The following is a 21453-nucleotide window of genomic DNA, read 5'->3' on the forward strand; positions in this document are numbered from 1 at the left end:
CGGGAGTACGCCCTCGTGGCCACGTTCCTCTACAAACTGGGCCGGTTCGCCTTTCGGCGACGGCACTTCGTCGCCCTCATATGGGTGGCCCTGCTGACCCTGGCGGGCGTCGGCGCGGCCAGTGCGCCCGCCGCCGGCTCCACGTCCTTCTCGATCCCCGGCACGGAGGCGCAGAAGGCCTTCGACCTGCTGGACCAGCGCTTCCCCGGCTCCAGCTCCGACGGCGCCACCGCGCGGGTCGTCTTCAAGGCGCCGGCCGGCGAGAAGATGACGGACAAGCTCAACAAGGCCACCGTCAAGGCCACCGTGAAGGAACTGACGGACGGCTCCGAGGTCACCTCCGTCACCGACCCCTACAAGACGCACGCCGTCAGCAAGGACGGCACGGTCGTCTACGCCTCGGTGCGCTACGACGTCTCCGGCATGGAGCTCAAGGACTCCTCCCGCGACGCGCTGGAGGCGGCCGGGCACGACGCGCAGAAGGCCGGGCTGACCGTCGAGATCGGCGGTGACGCCCTGCAGGCCGGGGCCGAACCGGGCGCGGCCGGCGAGGTCGTCGGCCTGGCCATCGCCGCCGTCGTCCTCGTCATCACCCTCGGCTCGCTGGTCGCGGCCGGACTGCCGCTGCTGACCGCGATCATCGGCGTCGGCATCGGCGTCTCCACCATCACCGCGCTCGCCAAGACACTCGACCTGGGCGACACCACGTCCACCCTGGCGCTGATGATCGGCCTGGCGGTCGGCATCGACTACGCCCTGTTCATCGTCTCCCGCTACCGCGGCGAGCTGGCCGAGGGCCGCGACCGCGAGGAAGCGGTCGGCCGCGCGGCGGGCACCGCCGGCTCGGCGGTGGTCTTCGCGGGCCTCACGGTCGTGATCGCGCTGGCCGGCCTCTCCGTCGTCGGCGTCCCGATGCTCACCAAGATGGGCCTCGCCGCGGCCGGCACGGTCGTGGTCTCCGTCCTGATCGCGCTGACCATGATCCCGGCCCTGCTCGGCTACGCGGGCAAGCGGGTCAAGGCGGCCGGTGCGAAGCGCCGCAAGAGCGACACCGGCGTTCCGGCCAAGCCCGGTCTCGGCGAGCGCTGGGCGAGCTTCGTGGTCCGCCGCCCGGCCGCCGTCCTGCTGCTCGGCGTGGTGGGCCTCGGCGCGGTCGCCCTGCCGGCCTCCCAGCTGGAGCTGGGCCTGCCCGACGACGGCTCGCAGCCCACGTCCACCACCCAGCGCCGCGCCTACGACCTCCTGTCGGAAGGCTTCGGCCCCGGCTTCAACGGCCCGCTGATGATCGTCGTCGACGCCAAGGACAGCGCCGACCCGAAGGCCGCGGCCAGCACGGTCACCGACGGCATCAAGGACCTCAAGGACGTCGCCTCGGTCAGCCCGGCGATGTTCAACCAGGCCGGCGACACCGCGACGATCACCGTGGTCCCGTCGTCCAAGCCGTCCTCGGTCCGTACCGAGGACCTGGTGCACGCCATCCGTGACGAGGGCGCCGGGGTCGAGGCGGACACCGACGCGCGGGTCCTGGTCACCGGCACCACCGCGATGAACATCGACTTCTCGCAGAAGCTCAACGACGCGCTGGTCCCGTACCTGGCGCTGGTGGTCGGCCTCGCCTTCCTCCTCCTGATCGCGGTCTTCCGCTCGGTCCTGGTCCCGCTGAAGGCGGCCCTCGGCTTCCTGCTCAGCGTGCTCGCCGCGCTCGGCGCCGTCGTCGCGGTCTTCCAGTGGGGCTGGCTCGGCGGCCTGCTCGGCGTCGAGCAGACCGGCCCGATCATGTCGATGATGCCGATCTTCATGGTGGGCGTGGTCTTCGGCCTCGCCATGGACTACGAGGTGTTCCTCGTGACCCGGATGCGCGAGGCGTACGTCCACGGCGAGAGCCCCGGCCAGGCCGTGGTCACCGGCTTCCGGCACAGCGCGCGGGTGGTCGGCGCCGCCGCGATCATCATGATGTCCGTCTTCGGCGGCTTCATCACCTCCAGTGAGTCCATGATCAAGATGATCGGCTTCGGCCTCGCCATCGCCGTCTTCTTCGACGCGTTCGTCGTCCGCATGGCGATCGTCCCGGCGGTGCTCGCCCTGCTCGGCAAGCGCGCCTGGTGGCTGCCGAAGTGGCTGGACCGCGCCCTGCCCAACGTCGACGTCGAGGGCGAGGGCCTGCGCACCCTGTCCGACACGAAGGCCGGCCAGGACGACGAGGACGAGGACCGGGAGCTGGTACGCGCCTGACGTACCGCTCGTGACAGACCGCCGGTGAGGGTCCGTGGGGACGGGGCGCCCTCACCGGCTTCCTCGTCCCCGGGGGCGTCCCGGGGGAGTCCCGGGGGGCGTCCCGGGGCGGGTTATCCGCTCGCAGTCGCCGGGGACTCTTGGCTAGCGTGCCCCGTATGACGACGACAGCCGCCACTGACGCCGATGCCCAGGGCTCCGGAGCCCATCCCCGATTCGCCGCCGCGCTGGACGAGCTGGGACTCGGGGCACTGACCGCCGAGGTCCGGCGCTTCCCGGACGCGACCCGTACCGCAGCCGAGGCCGCCGCCGCGGTCGGCTGCGAGCTCAGCGAGATCTGCAAGTCGCTGATCTTCGCGGCCGACGGGGTGCCGGTGCTGGTGCTGATGGACGGCGCCTCCCGGGTCGACGTGGAACGGGTCCGCGAGGAACTCGGCGCCGCGAAGGTGACGCGGGCCAAGGCCGACGTCGTACGGGAGACGACCGGGTACGCCATCGGGGGCGTGCCGCCCTTCGGGCACCGTACGCGCACGCGGGTGCTCGCCGACCGGGCGCTGCTGCGGCACGACGTGGTGTGGGCCGCCGCCGGCACCCCGCACGCCGTCTTCCCGATCGCGCCCGCCGACCTGGTGAAGCACGCCGGCGCCACCGTCGTGGACGTGCGCGAGCCCGCCGCGTGACCCCTGCCGTCACCGCGGCCGTCCTGCTGGCCGCGGTCACGCACGCCGGCTGGAACGCCATCGCACACCGGATCACCGACAAACTCGTCGGCTCCTCGCTGATCGCCGCCGGGGGCGTGCTGATCGGGCTGCTGCTGATCCCGTTCTCCGCCGTGCCGGCGGCCGGGGCATGGCCGTACCTGATCGCCTCCGCGGTCGTCCATGTCGCGTACTTCGCGCTGCTGATGCTCTCTTTCCGGCTCGGCGACTTCGGGCAGGCCTATCCGATCGCGCGCGGCACCGCGCCGCTGCTGGTCACCCTGTTCGCCGCGGTGTTCGCGCACGAGGTGCCCGACGCCCCGGCGGCCGCCGGGATCGCCGTCTCCTGCGCCGGACTCACCGGGGTCGCGCTGTGGGGGCTGCGCGGCCGCCGCCCGGACTGGACGGCGATCGGGGCCGCCCTCGCCACCGGTGTGACGATCGCCGTGTACACCCTCCTGGACGGCCTCGGGGTACGCGCCTCGGGCTCCTCCGTCGGCTATATCGCCTGGCTGATGGCCCTGCAGGGCCTGGCCATCCCGGCGTACGCCCTTGCCCGCAGACGCGGCGAACTGCTCACCGCCGCCCGCCCCTTCGCCGCCCTCGGCCTGTTCGGCGCCCTCCTGTCCGTCTTCGCCTACGGACTGGTCCTGTGGGCCCAGACCCGCGCCGAACTCGCCCCCATCGCCGCACTGCGCGAATCATCGATCATCGTCGGCGCCGCCATCGGCGCGGTCTTCTTCAAGGAGCGGTTCGGGGCGCCCAGGATCGCGGCGGCGGGGCTGCTGGTGGTCGGGATCGGGCTGATGCTGCACGCCGGGTAACCGGTGGCGGTCCGGGTGTTGTCCGGGTTTGGCCGGAAGTCGTCTCGTCCTGAACGGACTTGCCGTTGCCTTGACGAACCGTTCCGCGGGCGTTCAGGCAATCGTCTGTGCCCGGGTTGTGTGTCGTCCATAAGGTCCCTGCGGATTGCGGAAGAAGGGACGCATGGGACTCATGGACACACTCCACGCAGTCCGGGCCCGCGGGATCACCAAGTGCTTCGGCGAGGTCGTCGCCCTGGACGGCGTCGACCTGGACGTGACACAAGGTCAGATCCACGGCCTGGTCGGACCGAACGGCGCAGGCAAGACGACACTGCTCGGCCTGCTGCTGGGGCTGGCCGTCGCGGACGGCGGCCGGCTGGAGATCCTCGGGACACCGGTCGACCGGGCGCTCGCGGCACCCGACGGCATCGCCGGGTTCGTGGACGCGCCCGGTCTCTACCCCTCGCTCACCGCCCGGCAGAACCTCGCCGCGCTGGCCGCCCTCCGCGGCCTCGACACGGGCACGGCCGGCATCGACGACGTGCTCGGCGAGGTCGGGCTCACCGACGTCGCCGACGACAAGACCCGCGGCTTCTCCCTCGGCATGCGGCAGCGGCTCGGGCTCGCCGCCGCGCTGCTGACCCGGCCCCGGCTGCTCGTGCTCGACGAACCGTCCAACGGCCTCGACCCGGCCGGCAAGAGACATGTGCACGGCGTCCTCACCCGGCTCGCCGCCGAGGGCAGCAGCGTGGTGCTCTCCAGCCACCGGATGGACGATCTGGAGGCCCTCTGCTCCGAGGTCACCATCCTCGCCACCGGCCGGGTCGTCTTCTCCGGCCCGCTGACCAAGCTGGCCGCCGAGAACCGTGAACTCGACTACCGGCTGCGCACCTCCGACCCGGAGACCGCCCGCCGGCTCGCCGCCGGTACCGACGGCATCCGGGTCGTCGACGACAGCGGTGTACGGCAGGACGCCGACGTGCTCGTCGTACGGGCCCTGGTGCCCGCCCTCGACGACCTCGTCGCGAAGGTCGTACGGGCGGACGTCGCGGTCCGCGAACTCGCCCCCGTCGTATCGCCGCTGGAGGCCGCGTTCCTCGCCCTCACCGAGCAGCAGGAGGCGGGCAGATGACCGTCCGCACCGGGCGCACCGCCCGCACCGGGCACACCGTCCGTACCGCGTGCACCGTCCGCACCGTCCGCACCGGGCGCGGCGGGCCGGCCGGCGGCCGTGACCGTCGGGCGGCGGGGGACCGGCCGGCGACCGCCACGCCCATCGAGCAGCAGGAGACCGGCCGATGACCGCCACGACCGCCGCCACCGCCGTCGCCGAACGCGCCCCCGCCACGCGCCGGGTCCCGGTCTCGCGCGGCTACCGCTTCGAACTGGTCAAGCTGGTCTCGCAGTGGCGGATCCGGCTGCTGGTGCTCGCCTGCTGGATCGCGCCGGCGCTGTTCGTCGCCGGGGTCAGCCAGCAGAGCACGCTGCCCGCCGACACGCTGTTCGGCCGCTGGATGCACGCGACCGGCTGGGCCGGGCCGCTGGTGCTGCTCGGTTTCGCGGGCACCTGGGCGCTGCCGCTGCTGACGTCGGTGGTCGCCGGTGACGTGTTCGCCGCCGAGGACCGGCTCGGCACCTGGCGCCATCTGCTGGTGGCGGTCCGCTCGCCCGCGCGGATCTTCCTGGCGAAGGCGCTGGCCAGCCTGACCGTCATCCTGCTGCTGGTGGCCGGGCTGGCCGTGTCCAGTGCGGTCGGCGGACTCGTCGCGGTCGGCAACCAGCCCCTGGTCGGCCTCGACGGGCATCTGCTGTCCCCCGGGGACGCGGCCGTCCGGGTCCTGCTCTCCTGGCTCGCCGCCCTCGCCCCGACCCTCGCCCTGGCCGCGATCGGCCTGCTCGGCTCGGTCGCGCTGGGCCGCTCCCCGATGGGCCTGCTGCTGCCCCCGGTCGTCGCGCTCACGATGTCGGTCGCCCAGATGCTGCCGCTGCCCGTCGCCGTGCGCCTCGCCCTGCCCGGCTCGGCCTTCGTCTCCTGGAACGGCCTGTTCACCGACCCGGCCCAGCTCACCCAACTCCTCATCGGGGTCGCGGTCGGCCTGGCCTGGGCGGTGCTCGCGACCGTCCTGGCCTATCTGCTGTTCGTACGGCGGGACTTCACCAACCCGGCCTACGACGGCTCCGGGCGCCGCGCGCTCACCCTGGGCGTGCTGCCGCTGGCCGCGCTGACCGCCGTCACCGTCGGGGCGGTCGCCGTGGCCACCCCCTCGACGGGCTCCGGCATCGAACAGGACAAGGTGCAGAAGTCCCTCGCCACCGTCTTCGCGCACCTCTACCGCCTGCAGACGCGGGAACTCCACCGACCCGCCGTCACCGAAACACAGCTGGGGGCCACGGCGGCGTGCACCAAGAGCGACGGCCAGGCCGCCCAGGAGGGCGCGGGGAACGACTGGCGTTGCGTAGTGAGCTGGCACCTCCCCGGCGTCAAGGCGGTCACGGGGACGGCGGTCTACCAGCTCGACATCACCTCGGACGGGCGGTTCGTGGCCGACGGCGACGGTCCCAAGGAAGTCAACGGCTACTTCCTCGTACGGACCGCCACCGGCGACGCCCCGAACCCGCTGTGGCAGTTCGACGGCAACGTCGACCTGCTCGACACCCAGTGAAGGGAACAGTTCCGTGCAGGTAACACGCCAGCGCCGGATCAGCGAGAAAAGACAGGTCAACCTCTTCGGGCACCGCGTCGGCCGCCGGGCCATGATGGTGACGGCCGGTATCGCCGTCGCCCTCGGGGTCACGGGCACCGCGGTCGCCTCGACGTACCAGTTCGGCACCCAGCAGGTCGGCCAGACCACGGCCAACGGCCAGGTGGTCTCCGCCGACCAGTACATCAACCCGTACGGCACCCGGTCCGTCATCAACGACGGCAAGATCATGTCGTCGGCGGTCAGCCCGGACGGCGGCCACCTCGCGGCCTCGGTCGCCGACGGCGACGCCTCGCTGGTCGTCGTGGACCTGAGCACCGGCCAGGTCAAGCAGAAGGTCGGCACCAGCACGGCGGACGACCTGCGCATCAGCAGCGGCGCGGTCGGCCAGGAGGGCCCGACCTACTCGCCCGACGGCAAGCAGCTGTGGCTGGGACAGGCCAATGGCTACACCAAGTTCACCGTCAACGCGGACGGCACCCTCGCGAACCCCACCGCCGTACCGATCGCGGCCGACGGTTCGAAGCAGGCGCTGGTGGGCGCGGCCGTGTTCTCCGCCGACGGCTCCACCGTGTACTCCGCGGTCAACGGCCAGAACAAGGTGGTCGCGATCGACGCGGCGACCGGCACGATCGAGCAGACCTGGGCGGTCGGCAACGCCCCGCGCGGGATCGCCCTGGTCGGCGGCAAGCTCTACGTCAGCAACGAGGGCGGGCGCCCGGCCAAGGCCGGCGACACCACCATCAACTCCTACGGCACCGACGTGGTCGCGAACCCGAGGACCGGCGCCAGCACCACCGGCACGGTCAGCGTCATCGACACCGCCGACCCGTCCGCCGCCGTCGGCACCATCGCCGTGGGCCTGCACCCGACCGCGGTGTACGCGAGCAGGGGCGCGGTGTTCGTCACCAACACCGCCGACAACAGCGTGTCGGTGATCGACTCCCGCAAGGACAAGGTCGTCCAGACCATCTCCACCCAGCCGTGGCCGGAGGCGTCCGTCGGCTACGAGCCCAACGCGGTCACCCTCACCGACGACGGCCGGCTCCTGGTCACCCTCGGCCGCGCCAACGCCGTCGCCGTCTACCGCTACACGTCCGCGCAGATGCCGGCCCGCTATGTCGGCCTGGTCCCCACCGACTACTTCCCGTCGGGGATCACCGCCCTCGGCAAGAAGATCGTCGTCGCCAACACCCGTGGCGTGGACGCCCTGCGCCCGGACAGCGCGGGCCACAACACCCACGACACGACGTCGAGCCTCACCCAGTTCACGCTGCCGAGCGACCAGGTCGTCAGGTCCCTGACGGCCAAGGTGTTCAAGCAGAACGGCTGGACCGCGGGCTCGGTGAAGACGGCCAAGGGCAGGGGCCACACCAAGGCCGTCCCGGTCCCGACCCGGATCGGCGACCCGTCGACGATCAAGCACGTCTTCCTGCTCGTCAAGGAGAACCGGACCTACGACCAGGTCTTCGGTGACCTGCCGCAGGGCAACGGCGACTCCTCGCTGACCCAGTTCGGCGCGAACGTGACGCCCAACCAGCACGCGCTGGCCGAGCAGTTCGGGCTGTACGACAACTTCTACGACATCGGCACCAACTCGGCCGAGGGCCACAACTGGCTGATGCAGTCCGACAACCCGGAGTACACCGAGTCGTCGGCCGGCGAGTACACGCGCAGCTACGACACCGAGAACGACGTCCTCGGCCACCAGAAGTCCGGCTTCATCTGGACGGGTGCGGAGGCGGCCGGGAAGTCGGTGAAGGACTTCGGCGAGTTCCAGTCGCTGGAGACCAAGCCGGCCGACGCGACCTGGCAGAACCTGTACTGCGACAGCAAGACCATGGCCGCGACCGGCGCCCAGACCCAGTACCCGATCAAGACGGGTTCGGCGATCCCCTCGCTCAACGACGTCTCGGTGCAGGGCTTCCCGCTGTTCGACCTGAACGTGCCGGACATCTACAAAGAGCAGATCTGGCAGCAGGACTTCGAGAAGAACGGTCCGGCGAACCTGAACATGTTCTGGTTCTCCAACGACCACACCGGCGGCCCCGCGAACGCGGCCGCCGAGGTCGCCGACAACGACCTCGCGGTCGGCCGCATGGTCGACAAGATCACCCACAGCAAGTACTGGAAGGACTCGGCGATCTTCGTCGTCGAGGACGACTCCCAGGCCGGTCTCGACCACGTCGACGGCCACCGCGCCCCGGTGCAGGTCATCAGCCCGTACGCCAAGCACGGCACGGTCGACAACCACTACTACTCGCAGATCACCATGGTCCGCACCATCGAGCAGATCCTCGGGATCCACCCGATGAACCAGCTCGACAGCGCGGCCACCCCGATGTACGGGGCGTTCACGTCGAAGGCCGACACCACCCCGTTCACGGCGGTGCCCAACCGGACCTCGCTGACCCTCGGGGTGAGCCCGCAGCCGTCCTGCGGCTCGGACACCCCGGCGGCCCAGGACGCCCAGGCGGCGCCCGCGCCGACCACCGTCTCCGTGCCCGCGGCCGAGAAGACCCTGGCCGCGCAGTGGAAGACGTGGGCCTCGCACCAGCGGCTGACCGGTGCGAACGCGGTGCCGGACTACGCCAACCCCACCCAGATGAACCGCTACACCTGGTACCAGACCCACAACTGGACCAAGCCGTACCCCGGTGACAAGAAGATCTACGCGCCGAACGACGTTCCCGGCGCGTACCTGCCGTCCTCGGAGAACGACGGCTGACCGTCCCCCGCGCCGTCCCGCGCGATGCCGCGCGCCGGGTGCCGCGCGGTACGCCAAGCTGTCTGCGGAACGTACGAGGACAGGGAGACGTCATGACCGACAAGCCGACCGTGGCCGTGCTGGGCACCGGCATCATGGGCGCCGCGATGGCCCGCAACCTCCTGAAGGCCGGGCACACCGTCCGCGCCTGGAACCGCACCCGGGCCAAGGCCGAACCCCTTGCAGCCGACGGCGCCCAGGTCACCGACACCCCGGCCGAGGCCGTCGAGGGCGCCGACGCCGTCCTGACCATGCTCTACGACGGTGCCAGCGCCCTGGAGACCCTGCGCGAGGCGGCCGGCGCGCTGCGGCCCGGGGCCGTCTGGATCCAGTCGACCACCGCGGGCCTCGACCAGCTCCCCGAACTGGCCGCGTTCGCCCGCGAGCACGGCCTGGTCTTCTACGACGCCCCGGTCCTCGGCACCCGCCAGCCCGCCGAGGCCGGACAGCTCACCGTCCTCGCCGCCGGGCCCGAGCAGGGCCGGGAGACGGCCACGCCCGTCTTCGACGCGATCGGCGCCCGCACCCTGTGGACCGGCGACGACGGCTCCACGGCCGCCGCGACCCGGCTCAAGCTGGTCGCCAACAGCTGGGTCCTCGCGGCCACCGCGGCGACCGGCGAGGTGGTGGCCCTGGCCCAGGGACTCGGCGTCGACCCGCACGACTTCTTCGGCCTGATCGCCGGCGGCCCCCTCGACATGGGCTACCTGCGGGCCAAGGCCGGACTGATCCTCGACGGCGGACTGACCCCGCCGTCCTTCGCGGTGGACACCGCCGGGAAGGACGCCCGGCTGATCGTCGCCGCCGGGAAGAGCCACGGGGTGCGCCTCGACGTCGCCGAGGCCGCCGCCGAACGCTTCGCGCGGGCCGCCGCCCAGGGCCACGCCGACGAGGACATGGCCGCCGCGTACTTCGCCAGCTTCGAGGACCGGTAGCCGGTCCGCTCCGGTCCGCTCCGGTCCGCCGACGTGACGGTCCGGGCTCCCGAGGAGCACCCTGGAAACAGCGATTCCGGAGGTGGTCCGCCATGATGAAAACCGCTGTGGGATGGCATGTGGAGATGGAGTTCCTGGAGGACGACACGCACACCCGCGCGGTCGCCCTGGTCCGGCTGCCCGACGGCACCGAGGTACGGGCACACGGCCACGCGAGCCGGCACGAGTCCGACAGCAACCAGCCCAGAGTCGGCGAGGAGATCGCCGGTGCCCGCGCCCTGAACGAACTGGCCATGCAGTTGCTGAGCAAGGCGCACGGGGAGATCGACGCGCTGTCGGGGCGGCACTCGCACCCGATCAACGTGTGAGGAACGCGGGGGCGCGTACGGCGCTCAGGACAGCGCCGTACGCACCGCGCGCACCAGCGCCTGCGCCCGCGGGTCCGCCGTCACGCTCTTGCGGAAGCCGTTGGTGACATAGCCGAAGGCGATCCCCGACTCGGGGTCGGCGAAGCCGAGCGCGCCGCCGCGGCCGGGGTGGCCGAAGGCGGTGGGGGAGAGCAGCGGGGAGGCGCTGCCGTGCAGCATGTGGCCGAGCCCGAAGCGGGTGGAGACCACCAGGACGCGGTCGGGGCCCGCGGACTGCTCGGTGCGGGCCAGCTCCACGGTCTCCGGGGTGAACAGCCGCCGGCCGCCGTCGACCTCGCCGATGAGGGAGGCGTAGCAGCGGGCCAGGCCGTCGGCGGTGGCGATGCCGTTGGAGGCGGGCAGGACGGCCGCGCGGTAGCCGGGGTCGTTCTCGTCCGGGAGCGGGCTGATCGCGCCGAAGGCCCGGCGGGTCAGCGACTCGGGGTCGGCGTACGCCTCGGAGACGGCACGCTTGGGCCGGGTGCGCAGCGCGCCGGCGGCCTGCGGCGCCTCGACGGGGCCCACGCGCCCCACCCGTGCCTGCTCCGCAGCCGGCAGCCCGAGCCACAGCCCGGCGCCGGCCGGCCCGGCGATCTCGTCCGCGATCCACGCGCCGATGCTCCGCCCGGTCACCCGCCGCACCAGCTCACCGGTCAGCCAGCTGTACGTCTGCGCGTGGTAGCCGTGGTCGGTGCCCGGCTCCCAGACCGGCGCCTGGGCGGCCACGGCGGCGGCGCCGAGATCGGGGTCGGCGGCCTCCGCGGGCGTGAGCGGCCGGTCCAGCACCGGCACGCCCGCGCGGTGCGCGAGCAGGTGCCGTACCAGCGTCCGCTCCTTGCCCGCCGCCTTGAACTCCGGCCAGTACTCGCCCACCGGAGCGTCCAGGTCCAGCTCGCCGCGCTGGTGCAGGAGCAGCAGTACGGCGGCGGCGACGCCCTTGGTGGCCGAGCGCACGATCTGGGCGGTGTCCCGCTGCCAGGGCGCGGTGCCGGCGTCCCCGTCGAAGTCCCGCGCGCCGGCCCACAGGTCGACGACGCGGTGCCCGTCCCGGTACACGGCCACGGCGGCGCCCCGGTCCCCGAGCAGCGCGAAGTTCGCGGCGAACGCGTCCCTGACCGGCTCGAAGCCCTCGGCCACAGTGCCGTTCACGTGCACGTCCACGTCCGGATCCCTCCACTCGCCCGCGACAGTGAGTGAAACATGGCCGCCGGGGCCCGGATTCCTCGGTACGGCGTGGTCTACGGCACGTTTCCCGGGCTCAGCCGAGCACGATCGACACCTCGATGTTGCCGCGGGTCGCGTTCGAGTACGGGCACACCTCGTGGGCGGCGTCCACCAGCTTCGCCGCGATGTCCGCGTCCAGCACCGGCAGCGAGACGCTGAGGGCGACCGCGAGGCCGTAGCCGCGCTGCTTGTTGGGGCCGATGCCGACCTTCGCGGCGACCGTGGAGCCGGTCAGGTCGTAGCCCGAGCGGTTGCCGACGAGGATCAGCGCGTTGTGGAAGCACGAGCTGTAGCCGGCCGCGAACAGCTGTTCCGGGTTGGTGCCGTTGCCGTCGCCGCCCAGCTGGGGCGGCATCGCGACCTTGAGTTCGATCTGGCCGTCCTGACTGGTGACATACCCGTTCCGGCCGCCGTGCGCGGTCGCCTCGGCGACATACATGATCTTCGTCGGACGGGTGTCGACGGTGGCGCCTTCGGACACGGCGGGACCTCCCCCAGGACGGAAACGGTGGTGGGCAACACAGGAGTGTGCAAGCACATCGTGCACAAGGTACCGACCGGTAGGAAGCCCTGGGACGGTCAGGGGGGTGGAAACCGTGGGTAACAGGAACCGGCTACGCCGGCCGCGCGGCCGCCGCCCGGCCCGCCCGCTCCGCCAGCTCGCGCAGCTCCTCCCGGAGCCGGGCCACCTCCGTGCCCGCGAGCCCGGTCGTGGTGAGCAGGGCGCCGGGTACCCGCGCCGCGCGCTCGCGCAGTTCCTCCGCGCGCCCGGTGCAGGCGACGAGCACCGAGCGCTCGTCCCGCTCCGAGCGCTCCCGGCGCACCAGACCCGCCCCCTCCAGCCGCTTCAGCAGCGGCGACACCGTGCCGTAGTCGAGGCGCAGCGCCCCGGCCAGGTCCTTCACCGTGGTCTCGCCGCGCTCCCACAGGACGAGCAGCACCAGGTACTGCGGGTAGGTGAGGCCGAGGTCGTCGAGGAGCGGGCGGTAGGCGGCGGTCACGGCACGCTGCGCCGCGTACAGCGCGAAGCAGAGCTGGTCGTCCAGCCGTGGCGGCCCCGCGGGGGTCCCGGTGTCCTCGTGATGCGTCACGTGCCCATTGTCACGGACCGGGCGAGGTGCGGGACGGTCGTCACGGAAACGCGTCACCCGCTCCCGCGTGCCGCCGTGGCCGCGCGTGGGTCGAAACCGAACGGAAGTTCCAGCCGGTGCGCGCGCATCAGGGCCTCGTCGGAGAGGAGTTCGCCGGTGGGGCCGTCGGCGGCGATCGTGCCCTCGCTCAGGACCAGGGAGCGCGGGCACAGCTCCAGGGCGTAGGGCAGGTCGTGCGTGACCATCAGGACCGTGACGTCCAAAGAGCGCAGAATGTCGGCCAGTTCGCGCCGGGAGGCCGGGTCGAGGTTGGAGGAGGGCTCGTCCAGGACGAGGATCTCCGGCTCCATGGCGAGGACGGTCGCCACCGCCACCCGGCGGCGCTGCCCGAAGGACAGGTGGTGCGGCGGGCGTTCGGCGAAGTCGCCCATGCCGACCCGGTCCAGCGCGGCCCGCACGCGTGCCTCCAGTTCGGCGCCCTTCAGTCCGGCCGCCGCCGGTCCGAACGCCACGTCCTCGCGCACCGTCGGCATGAACAGCTGGTCGTCCGGGTCCTGGAAGACGATCCCGACCCGGCGCCGGATCTCGGCCATGTGCCGCTTGCCGACCGGCAGTCCGGCCACCGTCACCGTGCCCGTGCCGCCGCTCAGGATGCCGTTGAGGTGCAGCACGAGCGTGGTCTTCCCGGCGCCGTTCGGCCCGAGCAGCGCGACCCGTTCACCGCGCGCGATGGTGAAGTCGACGCCGAACAGGGCCTGGTGCCCGTCCGGGTAGGCGAAGGCGAGGCCGGAGACCTCCAGGGAAGCAGTCACAGGGCCCATCCCAGTAGACAGACGACGGATGCGGACAGGGGCAGCGCGAGGGCGCGGGTCCACTCGGCCCGGGACGCGGTCACCTCGTCGATGACCGGCATGGAACCGGCGTACCCCCGGCTCACCATGGCGAGATGGACGCGCTCCCCGCGTTCGTAGGAGCGGATGAACAGCGCGCCCGCGGACTTCGCGAGCACGCCCCAGTGGCGCACGCCCCGCGCCTCGAAGCCGCGCGACTCCCGGGCGATCCGCATCCGGCGCATCTCGTCGGTGATGACATCGCCGTAGCGGATCATGAAGGAGGCGATCTGGACGAGCAGCGGCGGGAGCCTCAGCCGCTGCAGGCCCAGGAGGAGCTCACGCAGCTCCGTGGTGGCCGCCAGCAGGACGGAGGCGGCGACGCCCAGTGTTCCCTTGGCGAGCACGTTCCAGGCGCCCCAGAGGCCGTTCACGCTGAGCGAGAGGCCCAGCACGTCGACCCGCTCGCCCTCCGCCACGAACGGCATCAGCACGGCGAAGGCGACGAACGGCACCTCGATCAGCAGCCGCCGCAGCAGGAAGCCGGCGGGCACGCGCGCGAGGTGCGCGACGCACGCGAGCAGGACGGCGTACAGGGCGAACGCCCACATCGACTCGCGCGGGGTGGAGACCACGACGACCACGAAGGCGAGGACCGCGGCGAGCTTGGTGTGCGGCGGCAGCGCGTGCACGGGGGAGTGCGCGTGCCGGTAGAGCCGGTGGGCGTGCCCCGCGCCCATGTCAGTGCGCCTCGGACGGGGTGCCGGTACGGCGCCTGCGCACCGCCCAGAACACCGCGCTGCCCGCGACGACGGTCGTGCCGACGCCGATCACCCCCGCGAGACCGCCGGAGAGCCGGGCGTCGGAGACGTCCCTGACGCCGTAGTCGGCGAGCGGGGAGTCGGCGGAGGCGTGTTCCTCCACCTTCGTGTCGATGCCCTTGTCGTGGGCGACCTTCTCCAGGCCGTCCGGGTCGGCGGAGGCGTAGAAGCTGACGAAACCGGCGAGCACCAGGGACGTCACCAGGCCCGCGAGCCACAGCGCGCGCCGGGACGTGCGCGCCGCCACGGGCGCCGTGGGCGCGTCCACCAGCACGCCGTTCACCCGCAGCTTGAGCCCCTGCCGCAGCTCCCGCGCCCCGTGCACGAGGTCCGGGCGCACGGCGACGACGGCGCCGACCGTGAGCGCCGTGATCACGGCCTCGCCGACGCCGATGAGCACATGCACGCCGACCATCGCCGTGGCGACCTTGCCGAGGGACACGTCGGTGGTGCCGCCGACCGCGTAGAGCAGGGTGAAGGCGACGGCGGCGGCCGGGACGGAGAGCAGGGCGGCGACGAAGGAGGCGGCGGTCACCGAGCGCCGGGTGCGGGGCAGGACCTTCAGCAGGCCCCGGAAGACGGCGTACGCGACGACGGTCGTCACGATCGCCATGTCGGTGATGTTCACGCCGAGCGCGGTCAGCCCGCCGTCGGCGAACAGGATGCCCTGCATCAGCAGGACCACGGACACGCACAGGACCCCCGTGTAGGGGCCGACGAGTATCGCGGCCAGCGCTCCGCCCAGAAGATGGCCGCTTGTTCCGGCCGCGACGGGGAAGTTGAGCATCTGTACGGCGAAGATGAACGCCGCCACCAGCCCGGCCAGCGGAGCCGTCCGCTCGTCGAGTTCACGGCGGGCGCCCCGCAGGCTCACGGCGAGGGCGCCGGCCGCGACGACTGCGGTGACCGCGGAGGTGGGGGCGTCGATGAATCCGTCAGGTACATGCACCGTTCGATTTTAGAGTCTTGTTGCGAAGCTTTTGCAAGAGCGAGAGAGTCGTGTATCGCACACGGTCCCCGCAAGCACAATCGGGAAAATGTGCGACATTGGGTAGGAAGCGGATGCATAGCTTTCGCACAGGTCACGGAGTGTAAAGGGCAGTCCGATGTCTGTAGTCGAGCAGTACGCGCGAGCCCACATCGTCACGGACGAGGATGCGCCGGTGGACCCCGGAGCGGTCCCGGTCGTCCTGCGCTACGACCCCGACGCCGACCCGCGGTCGGTGCGGGTCGGGCTGCCCGGGACGGACGAGTGGACGTTCTCGCGCTCGCTGCTGGAGCAGGGACTGAGGGCGCCGGCGGAGAGCGGCGACGTACGGGTGTGGCCGCTGGGGCGGGTGCAGGCCGTGGTGGAGTTCCACTCCGACCACGGCACGTCGGTGGTGCAGTTCGAGTCGAAGGCGCTGCTGCGGTTCCTGCGGCGGACGTACATGGCCACGCCGGTGGCCGGCTAGCGTCCCCGTCCCGCGGCGGCCGTCACAGCGACGACCCCAGCTTCAGCAGCGCCGCCACGATCGGTCCGGCGGTGTCGCCGCCGTGGCCGCCGGCCTGGACCACGCCCGCGGAGGCGAGATCGCCGCAGTACGCGGTGAACCAGCCGTTGGGCTTCTTCTGGCCGTCGACCTCCGCCGAGCCCGTCTTGGCGCCGCAGCTCGAACTCAGCCCGGACATCGCCTTGGCCGCCGTACCGTACCCGGCGGTGTAGGTCATGACCTCCTTCAGCTCGGACTGCGTCTTCGACGACATCGTCCGCGAGGCCTTGGCGATCGTCCGGTTGTCCACGCTCGGGTCGACCAGGTACGGCTGGTGGAAGGAGCCGCTCTCCACGGTCGCCGACACCGACGCCATGTTCAGCGGGTTCATGCGCACCCCGCCCTGCCCGATCAGCGAGGCGCCCATCTGCGCGCCGCTCTGCACCGGGACCGAGCCGTCGAAGGTCGGGACGCCGATCGCCCAGTTGTTCATGCCGAGGCCGTAGACCTGCTGGGCCTCGGTGGTCAGGTCGCTGTTGGACAGCTTCGGGGCGAAGTTGATGAAGGCGTTGTTGCAGGAGGCACCGAAGCTCAGCTTGAACGTGCCCTGCTTGATCTCGGAGTCGTCGTCGTTGTGGAAGGTCCAGCCCGCCAGCTTGTACGTCTTGGGGCAGGGGTGCGAGGCGTCCGGGGTGACGAGGTTCTTCTCGAACAGCATCGTGGACGTGACGATCTTCATCGTGGAGCCCGGGGCGAGCGAGCCCTGGAAGGCGACGTTGAAGCCGTGGCTGGAGTTGGCGACGGCGTAGATCTCGCCGGTCGACGGGCGCATCACGACGACCGAGGCGTTCTTCTGCGTGGTGACCTGCTTCTCGGCGGCCGCCTGCAGGGTCGGGCTGAGCGTGGTCTTCACCGTGCCCGGCGTGCCCTTGCTGAGCTCGACGAGCGTCTTGTCCGAGAGCTTCGCCTTCTCGGACGCCGTGCCGCGCACCACGCGCAGTTCGACGCCCGCCTTGCCGCCGGCCTTCTTGCCGAACTTCTCGCGCAGCCCGTCCAGGACCGAGCCCAGCGAGGGGTACTTGGCGGTGGTGATCTCCCCGCCGTCCCGGTCCAGCGCCTTGACGGGCGGGGTCCCGGACTCCCCGGTGACCAGGGTGTCGCCGTCCTTCATGTCCGGCTGGACGACCGAGGCGTGCCAGTCGACCAGCGGCTTGCCGTCGCTCTTGCGGCGGACGACGGTGAACGAGGAGTCGTACGACAGCGGCTTGCTGACGCCCTTGTACGACACCGTCGCCTTCACGGAGAACGGGACCTCGGCGCCGGTGCGCTTGCCCTCGGTGAGGGTGACGTCCTTGATGTGGGCGTCCTTGGAGTAGCCGGTCAGTAGCCGGATGCAGGCCGCGGCGTCGTCCGTGACGGCGGCGGCCCGGGTGGGCTTGCCCTGCTGCCAGGAGGTCAGGAAGGTCCGGGCGGTGGTCTGCACCTCGGCCGCCGACACCGGGCCGGTCTTGACCGGTTTGTGGTCGGGCTTCGACGACGCCGCGTCGGCCGCCCCGCCGCCGTACAGGGCGTAGACGGCGAAGCCCGCGCCGCCGAGGACCGCGACGGCGATCATCCCGCCGATGACGGCGGGTCTCTTCTTCCGTCGCTCGACGACGCGCCTTCTCTTGCCCACAGCTCAGTTCCTCCGCGCACTTCCCCAGGGTCCCCGCCGCCCCGTAGCCCTCACGCTCCCCAACGACGGCACCAGCCTAGAGTCCCGGCCTGTGGGAGTGACATCAGCCACCGTTCCGTAGCACGGTTGCGACAATAGGCCCGGCCGCGTCGACGCCGTGACCGCCGTCCTGGGCCATGGCCGCGGCCGCGATGTCGTCGCGGTAACCGGCGAACCAGCTGTTCGACTTCGACTGTCCGTCGACCTCCGCCGACCCCGTCTTGGCGCCGATCCTGCCGCTCAGCCCGCTCATCACACCGGCCGCGGTGCCGCTGGTCGCGGTGCGGTTCATCATGGCCTGCAGCTGGGCGGCCGTACCGGCCGACAGGCCCTTCGCGGCGGCCAGTTCACGGCCGTCCAGCTTCTGCGGGACGATCACCGGCTGCCGGAAGGCGCCGGTCGACGCGGTCGCCGCCACGGAGGCCATGTTCAGCGGGCTCATCTGCACCTGGCCCTGGCCGATCAGGTTGGCCGCGGTGTCCGGGCCGCCGGAGGCGGGGACGCGCCCGTCGAAACTCGGGATGCCCACCTTCCAGTTGTTCCTGCCCAGTCCGAAGCGGTCCTCGGCCTCCTTGGTGAGCGAGTCCACCTGCACCGAGTCGGCGTACTTCACGAACGCCGTGTTGCAGGACCTCGCGAAGCTGTCCGACAGGGTGGCGTTCAGGTCGGGCTTGAGCCCCTCCAGGTTGCTGAAGGTCTGGCTCTGCCAGGTCGCGGTCGGCGGGCAGGGCGCCGGTCCGGTCGACGTCGTCAGGCCGGTGTCGATGAGGGTGGCGGCGCTGATGATCTTCATGGTGGAGCCGGGCGCCAGCTCGCCCAGGAAGGCCGCGTTGAAGCCGTCCACCCGGTTGTTGGCGACCGCGAGCACCTCGCCGGTGCTGGGCTTGACGGCCACCACCGACGACTCGGCGTACTTCGTCACCGCGGTCTCGGCGGCGGCCTGCACGCGCGCGTCGAGCGTCGTGGGGAGCTTGCCCGCCTTCCCTTCCGCGAGGGTCAGCAGCGTGGTGTCGGCGGACTCCTGCGACGCGTGCCGGATGACCAGCTCCACGCCCGGGGTGCCGCCCGCCTTCTCGCCGTAGCGGCTGCGCAGCTCGTCCAGGATCGGGCCCAGGGACGGGTACTTCTCCTTGGTGAGTACCTTGCCGTTGCGGTCCACGGCCTCGATCGGCGGGCTCGCCGCCTCACCGGTGGACAGGGTGTCGCCGCGCCTGAGCTCCGGATGGACCACGGACGGCTGCCAGTCCACCAGCGCGCGGTGCGTGGTCTCGCCGCGCACGATCTTCAGCGAGCTCCTGTAGGCGAGCGGTTTCGACTTCCCGTCGTAGGACACCGTCGCCTTCACGCTGAACGGCACGGTGGCGCCGGTCGCCGTGCCGGGCGTGATGCGCACGTCCTTGATGTGGGCGACGTCGGTGAAGGAGGTCAGGACGGGCTCGGCGTCGGCGGAGTCGTTCGTGTAGGAGGCCGCGGTGACCGACTCGCCCTTCTCCCAGGCGGCGAAGAACTTCCCCGTGGTGTCCTTGATCTCGTCCTTCGTGGGCGGCCCGGTCCGTACGGCCGGTGTGCCGCCGTCGCCCCGCACCGCCGCCAGCACGTTGTAGGCGCCGTATCCGGCCCCGCCCACCAGTACGGTGCAGACGCCGCCGATGATGGCCGCCTTGGCCCCCTTGCGCATCGCGCGAATCCCCTCCCCGCGGGCTTTTGCCGCATTTTGTGAACGCGTTCAAAAGCCTCTTGTGCTTCGCACTGTAGGCGGTTGTGGGGTCCCTGTGGCAGCTGTTGACCGATTGTTGTCCCAACGGAGATCAGGGATGTGGCTCAGACCCAGGTGTCCAGCCACATACGTGAACGCCAGGAATCGATGGGGATCGCCGTCCCCGTGTACAGGGGCCAGAAGTAGATGAAGTTCCAGGCGATCAGCAGCACCAGCACGCCCGCGCCGGAGGCGCCGACCAGCCGGCGGGTGTCGCTGGAGCCCGGCGGGCCGATGATCGCGCCGATCATCATCGCCACCGCGAGACACAGGAACGGCACGAAGACGACCGCGTAGAAGAGGAAGATCGTGCGCTCCTGGTACATGAACCAGGGCAGGTAACCGGCCGCGATGCCACAGGCGATGGCCCCCGCCCGCCAGTCCCGGCGGAACGCCCACCGCCACAGGATGTAGAGGATCGCGAAGCAGGCCGCCCACCACAGCAGCGGGGTGCCGATCGCGAGCACCTCCCGCGCGCACTTCTCACCGGCGTCCGACGGGCAGCCGTCCGCACCGGGGGAGGGCGACTCGTAGAAGTACGACACCGGGCGGCCCAGCACCAGCCAGGACCACGGGTTCGACATGTACGTGTGCGGCGAGGACAGCCCGACGTGGAAGAGGTAGACCTCGTGCTCGTAGTGCCACAGGCTGCGCAGCCAGTCCGGCAGGAACGTCCAGCTGCCGCCCCTGCCGTCGGTGGCCGCCCAGTTGCGGAAGTAGCCGCCCGTGCCGTCGGTGGGGGAGAGGATCCAGCCGATCCAGGAGGTCAGGTAGACGGCGATCGCCACCGGGACCGTCGCCAGGAACGTGATCCCCGTGTCGTGCGCCAGCACCGCCTTGTACGGGTGCGCCGCACCGGCCACCTTGCGGGCGCCCACGTCCCACAGCAGCGCCATCAGGCAGAACGCGGCCAGGATGTACAGGCCGTTCCACTTGGTGCCGATCGCGAGCCCGAGCAGCAGGCCCGCGGCCCACCGCCAGGGGCGCCAGCCGAACCGGAACGAGTCCGCCACGCGCGCGTCGGGGCGCACCCGGCCGTCCGCGTCCGGCGGGAGCGCGGCGGCGAGTCTCTCCCGTGACCGGTCCCGGTCGATCACCAGGCAGCCGAACGCGGCCAGCACGAAGAACATCAGCACGCCGTCGAGCAGCGAGGTGCGGCTCATCACGAACGCCAGCCCGTCCACCGCCATCAGCCCGCCCGCCAGGCAGCCGAGGAACGTGGACCGGAAGATCCGGCGCCCGATCCGGCACAGCAGCAGCACGCTCAGCGTGCCGAGCAGCGCCGTCATGAACCGCCAGCCGAACGGGTTGAAGCCGAAGATCAGCTCGCCGAGGCCGATGACGTACTTGCCGACCGGCGGATGCACCACGTAGGCGGCGTCCGCCGGCACCGCGACATGGCCGTTGGCCTGCAGGATCAGATCGTTGGCGTTCTTGTCCCAGTTGACCTCGAAACCGCGGTGGACGAGCGCCCACGCGTCCTTCGCGTAGTACGTCTCGTCGAATATCACCGCCTTCGGGCTGCCCAGGTTCCAGAACCGCAGCACGCCCGCCATCAGCGTCACAAGGAGCGGCCCGCCCCAGCCCGACCACCGCGTGATCCGCTCGGCGAGCACCGGCGGCACGCCGAGGGCGAGCCACAGCCGGGGGCTGGGCTCCGCGTACGGCGGCACCAGGCGGTCGACGACGTCGGCCCGCGCGCCAGGGCCCGCGGCGCCTCTGCCGCCGGCGGTGGGCGCCGGGTGCGCCGTGCTCGCCGGGTAGCCGAACCGGCGCAGCCGCTGCTGCCACGTCGGCCGCTCGTCGAGCGCTGCCTGGCCCTGCCGGGTGTCCGTGGAGGACGCGGTACTGGTCACCGCGCCATCGTAGGGAACCGTTCTGTGTGAGTCCCGTGCAATGGGTCTTAGACGCCATTTCATTTGGTGAGTCGGCGGTGACATATGAGGGTCGCGGCGATGGCGGTGAAGGCGAGGAAGTGTTCCGGCTTGCGCTCGTAGC

At 71.7% G+C, this 21453-nt stretch carries 19 protein-coding genes; 10 read left to right on the plus strand and 9 right to left on the minus strand.

Annotation, left to right across the window (positions count from 1 at the left end; translation table 11 throughout):
- Positions 1–15: 15 nt before the first annotated feature.
- The 9 genes from ACGFZS_RS45270 to ACGFZS_RS45310 all read left to right on the plus strand — a co-directional run bounded on the left by ACGFZS_RS45270 (position 16) and on the right by ACGFZS_RS45310 (position 10508).
- Entirely contained in the window at positions 16–2232 is a 2217-nt protein-coding gene (locus tag ACGFZS_RS45270) for an MMPL family transporter (RefSeq protein ID WP_393800079.1), read from the plus strand.
- 158 nt (positions 2233–2390) lie between these two features.
- Entirely contained in the window at positions 2391–2912 is a 522-nt protein-coding gene (locus tag ACGFZS_RS45275) for a YbaK/EbsC family protein (RefSeq protein ID WP_393800080.1), read from the plus strand.
- Positions 2909–3754, plus strand: a complete 846-nt coding sequence (locus tag ACGFZS_RS45280) for an EamA family transporter (RefSeq protein ID WP_393664699.1) — start codon at positions 2909–2911, stop codon at positions 3752–3754. Before ACGFZS_RS45275 ends, ACGFZS_RS45280 begins: the two co-directional genes overlap by 4 nt.
- 172 nt (positions 3755–3926) lie before the next feature.
- Positions 3927–4868 carry an ABC transporter ATP-binding protein gene (locus tag ACGFZS_RS45285; RefSeq protein WP_393800081.1) on the plus strand — a complete coding sequence of 314 codons (942 nt, stop codon included), beginning with the start codon at positions 3927–3929 and terminating at the stop codon, positions 4866–4868.
- Positions 4865–5038 carry a hypothetical protein gene (locus ACGFZS_RS45290; RefSeq protein WP_393800082.1) on the plus strand — a complete coding sequence of 58 codons (174 nt, stop codon included), beginning with the start codon at positions 4865–4867 and terminating at the stop codon, positions 5036–5038. The genes ACGFZS_RS45285 and ACGFZS_RS45290 overlap by 4 nt, the downstream gene beginning before the upstream one ends.
- Complete coding sequence (locus ACGFZS_RS45295; RefSeq protein ID WP_393800083.1) at positions 5035–6399, plus strand: ABC transporter permease; 1365 nt, start codon at positions 5035–5037, stop codon at positions 6397–6399. Before ACGFZS_RS45290 ends, ACGFZS_RS45295 begins: the two co-directional genes overlap by 4 nt.
- 13 nt (positions 6400–6412) lie before the next feature.
- On the plus strand, positions 6413–9166 hold the full coding sequence (locus ACGFZS_RS45300) for an alkaline phosphatase family protein (RefSeq protein ID WP_393800084.1): 2754 nt from the start codon (positions 6413–6415) through the stop codon (positions 9164–9166).
- A gap of 92 nt (positions 9167–9258) precedes the next feature.
- Positions 9259–10140, plus strand: a complete 882-nt coding sequence (locus ACGFZS_RS45305) for an NAD(P)-dependent oxidoreductase (RefSeq protein WP_393800085.1) — start codon at positions 9259–9261, stop codon at positions 10138–10140.
- 92 nt (positions 10141–10232) lie between these two features.
- Entirely contained in the window at positions 10233–10508 is a 276-nt protein-coding gene (locus ACGFZS_RS45310; RefSeq protein ID WP_089102439.1) for a DUF1876 domain-containing protein, read from the plus strand.
- 24 nt (positions 10509–10532) lie between these two features.
- Here the strand turns inward: ACGFZS_RS45310 and ACGFZS_RS45315 are convergent, their stop codons facing one another.
- The 6 genes from ACGFZS_RS45315 to ACGFZS_RS45340 form a co-directional block, all read right to left on the minus strand.
- Positions 10533–11702, minus strand: a complete 1170-nt coding sequence (locus ACGFZS_RS45315; RefSeq protein WP_393800098.1) for a serine hydrolase domain-containing protein — start codon at positions 11700–11702, stop codon at positions 10533–10535.
- Positions 11703–11805: 103 nt separating this feature from the next.
- Positions 11806–12210, minus strand: a complete 405-nt coding sequence (locus tag ACGFZS_RS45320; RefSeq protein ID WP_393539214.1) for an organic hydroperoxide resistance protein — start codon at positions 12208–12210, stop codon at positions 11806–11808.
- A gap of 175 nt (positions 12211–12385) precedes the next feature.
- Positions 12386–12862, minus strand: a complete 477-nt coding sequence (locus ACGFZS_RS45325) for a MarR family winged helix-turn-helix transcriptional regulator (protein WP_393800086.1) — start codon at positions 12860–12862, stop codon at positions 12386–12388.
- Between the two features lie 53 nt (positions 12863–12915).
- Complete coding sequence (locus ACGFZS_RS45330; RefSeq protein ID WP_393800087.1) at positions 12916–13683, minus strand: energy-coupling factor ABC transporter ATP-binding protein; 768 nt, start codon at positions 13681–13683, stop codon at positions 12916–12918.
- Entirely contained in the window at positions 13671–14432 is a 762-nt protein-coding gene (cbiQ, locus tag ACGFZS_RS45335) for a cobalt ECF transporter T component CbiQ (protein ID WP_393800088.1), read from the minus strand. The genes ACGFZS_RS45330 and cbiQ overlap by 13 nt, the downstream gene beginning before the upstream one ends.
- A gap of 1 nt (position 14433) precedes the next feature.
- The gene (locus ACGFZS_RS45340; RefSeq protein ID WP_393800089.1) at positions 14434–15462 is read right to left on the minus strand and encodes an energy-coupling factor ABC transporter permease; all 1029 of its coding nucleotides are present in this window, start codon (positions 15460–15462) and stop codon (positions 14434–14436) included.
- A 157-nt stretch (positions 15463–15619) separates the two neighbouring features.
- Here ACGFZS_RS45340 and ACGFZS_RS45345 point away from each other — a divergent pair, with 157 nt between their 5' ends.
- A complete protein-coding gene (locus ACGFZS_RS45345; protein WP_355708643.1) occupies positions 15620–15967 on the plus strand; it encodes an SsgA family sporulation/cell division regulator in 348 nt (115 codons plus the stop codon).
- 22 nt (positions 15968–15989) lie between these two features.
- On the opposite strand, the gene ACGFZS_RS45350 is transcribed toward ACGFZS_RS45345, so the two are convergent.
- From ACGFZS_RS45350 to ACGFZS_RS45360, 3 genes are all read right to left on the minus strand, one after another.
- Positions 15990–17660, minus strand: a complete 1671-nt coding sequence (locus tag ACGFZS_RS45350; protein ID WP_393800090.1) for a penicillin-binding transpeptidase domain-containing protein — start codon at positions 17658–17660, stop codon at positions 15990–15992.
- Between the two features lie 103 nt (positions 17661–17763).
- Positions 17764–19377 (minus strand): penicillin-binding transpeptidase domain-containing protein, encoded by a 1614-nt coding sequence (locus ACGFZS_RS45355; protein WP_393800091.1) that lies wholly within the window; start codon positions 19375–19377, stop codon positions 17764–17766.
- Positions 19378–19520: 143 nt separating this feature from the next.
- A complete protein-coding gene (locus ACGFZS_RS45360) occupies positions 19521–21311 on the minus strand; it encodes a dolichyl-phosphate-mannose--protein mannosyltransferase (RefSeq protein ID WP_393800092.1) in 1791 nt (596 codons plus the stop codon).
- Positions 21312–21453: the final 142 nt, after the last annotated feature.

Source organism: Streptomyces sp. NPDC048288 (assembly GCF_043201555.1).
Lineage (GTDB): Bacteria > Actinomycetota > Actinomycetes > Streptomycetales > Streptomycetaceae > Streptomyces.